Below are 2,552 nucleotides of genomic sequence, written 5' to 3'. Positions count from 1 at the left end.
ACTTTGATCGGACATACAGATGAAATTTATACAGTTAGTTTTAGTCCTGATGGTAATAGTATTGCTAGTGGTAGTAAAGACCGAACTATTAAACTTTGGCGACGATAGTGATTAATAATTAATAATTAATAATTGATAATTAATAATGGATATAGCAATCAGGAATGATTTTGATATAATTTAAGAACGATGATAATAATTAATAATTAATAATTGATATAGCAATGCTTTGGCGGCTGAGACAATTCGGGCGATCGCTCAAGTTAGCCAATAAATGCAGGCGAGGTTGTTGCAGAGATTTGGTCTTCATAGTGTTTTAATTACTGAATAATTAATAATTAAGAGTTGATAGTCAATAATTAATTATTCATTCAACAATTAAGGTTTAAAGCCTCCCCTTGAAAGGGGATAAACCAAAAAAAATATTTTAGCCAATCCCCTTCTTTCAAAAAGGGGTAATTATTAATTATTAATTGTTCATTGTTAATTGCTGAACCGGATTCTATATCACCCCCTAATTTTTAATTCAATCAGATTTTAACGCCACAAATGAGACAAAATTATGCAACTTAATTAATGATTCTATATATTCAAACCCACTCTGCTTTAACATTTGTAATTGTTCGGCTTCGCTCAGGGGAATTAATACATTTTCCAGGGCTTCTTTTTTGCGTTCTATTTCATTTTGAGCATAACCATTTTTAGTTTTAAAAGCTTCATAATGCCGAGTAATTGTTTCTTGAAATTGAGGACAGCCAGACCTAATTTTTTCACTCATAAATAGTAATCCACCAGGCACTAAACCTTGATAAATTGCTAGTAATAATTTTTGTCTTTGAGGGAGAGATAAAAATTGTAAGGTATAGTTCATTACAACTACACTACTATTTTCAAAAGAACAATTTTCAGCACTTTCACAAATTAATTCTATCTGATGAATTGATTCTACTTGAGCTAATTTTTCTCTAGCTTTATCCAGCATATCTGGAGAATTATCAATTCCCACTAAAATTGCTGGTTGTTTCAAAAATCGACCTAATAATTCTAGAAATGTACCAGTAGAACAGCCTACATCAATAATCCGTGTTTTTGATTGATAATATGCTCGCGTCCAATGCACTGCCCCAGCGATAACTTCTCGATATAGAGGCACCGAACGGGATACCATATTATCGAAAACTTTGACTACTTCGGCATTAAAAGCAAAAGGTTTCGGCCAGGGACCTTTTTCAAATAGTTCATCTTTTTCAGAACTTAAATATAGTTCTGTTTCTAGTGGTTCAGTCATTTCAGTTATCAGTTATCAGTTACCAGTTATCAGTATTTTGGGCTGAATGCTTACTTTAATATTTTAAGTAATCGTAGGGGTTTGGTCTCCAAACACAAGTGAATTCTTACCTTAATATTTTAAGTAATCGTAGGGGTTTGGTCTCCCAACCCAAGTGAATTCTTACCTTAATATTTTAAGTAATCGTAGGGGTTTTGTTTCCCAACCCAAGTGAATTCTTACCTTAATATTTTAAGTAATCGTAGAGGTTTGTTCTCCCAACCCAAGTGAATTCTTACCTTAATATTTTAAGTAATCGTAGAGGTTTGTTCTCCCAACCCAAGTGAATTCTTACCTTAATATTTTAAATAAAAGTCTTTAATTAGACTAATAAACTCTGACGTATATATATATTGTTTTGCTTCAATAGTCAGAGTATTTTCTTGTAATGGTAATTTATTTTTGCTTAGTTCCATCAAAATTCGTTTTGTGGGAATTTCTGGCATAGATTTAACATAGAGTATTCTCTGGCAAAATAATCCAAAGTATTCAGCTTNATATATTGTTTTGCTTCAATAGTCAGAGTATTTTCTTGTAATGGTAATTTATTTTTGCTTAGTTCCATCAAAATTCGTTTTGTGGGAATTTCTGGCATAGATTTAACATAGAGTATTCTCTGGCAAAATAATCCAAAGTATTCAGCTTTTCCGTGAAAATTTTCAGCTTGTTCCACTGGATAAATTACAGCTAATCTACCTGTTTCAGATAAAAGTTTAACTGCTGCTTGTAATAAATCATCTTGTGAAAGAAAGTCCGTATGTCTAGCAACTGTTCTAGCCCGATTAGCAGTTTTCAAAGCATTTTCAAAAAAAGGTGGATTTGATACTATTAAATCATAACGTTTTTGGCAAAATTCTGTATATTTTTGAATTGAAGAATTTTCAACTTTAACTCTATCTGACCAAGGCGATAGCTCCACATTTTCCCTAGCTTGAATAGATGAATTTATGTCAATTTCTACAGCATCAATATTAGCAGAAGAACGCTGCGCCAACATTAAAGTAATTAAACCAGTACCCGTACCAATATCTAAAATTTTTTCTGCTCCAGAAACATCTACCCATGCTCCCAATAAAGTACCATCAGTGCCAACTTTCATTGCACATTTATCTTGTAGGATAGTAAACTGCTTAAATCGAAATTGATTTCCTCCCATATTCTGAATTTTTCTACTTGTATACAACTTTAAGCATTTAGCTATGAACAATCAGCTAAAATCAAAATT

General features: G+C 32.0%; 3 protein-coding genes. 1 reads left to right on the top strand and 2 read right to left on the bottom strand.

Translation table 11 applies throughout. The features are described 5' to 3' along the window. Positions 1-108: WD40 repeat domain-containing protein (locus AFK68_RS02250; protein ID WP_143437435.1), on the top strand; the 108-nt coding region annotated here is incomplete at its 5' end. Positions 109-526: 418 nt separating this feature from the next. Here the strand turns inward: AFK68_RS02250 and cmoA are convergent. Further along, positions 527-1,288, bottom strand: a complete 762-nt coding sequence (gene cmoA, locus AFK68_RS02245) for a carboxy-S-adenosyl-L-methionine synthase CmoA (protein WP_094671291.1) — start codon at positions 1,286-1,288, stop codon at positions 527-529. A 536-nt stretch (positions 1,289-1,824) separates the two neighbouring features. Continuing rightward, a partial coding sequence (locus tag AFK68_RS02235; RefSeq protein ID WP_246843940.1) for a methyltransferase occupies positions 1,825-2,426 on the bottom strand: 602 nt, incomplete at its 3' end. Between the last annotated feature and the right edge of the window lie 126 nt (positions 2,427-2,552).

It is taken from the genome of Hydrocoleum sp. CS-953 (genome assembly GCF_002260545.1).
In the GTDB taxonomy this organism is placed as follows: Bacteria; Cyanobacteriota; Cyanobacteriia; order Cyanobacteriales; family Microcoleaceae; genus Trichodesmium.
Note: the sequence above shows the minus strand (reverse complement) of the source record. Positions and strands in the feature narration are given on the sequence as shown.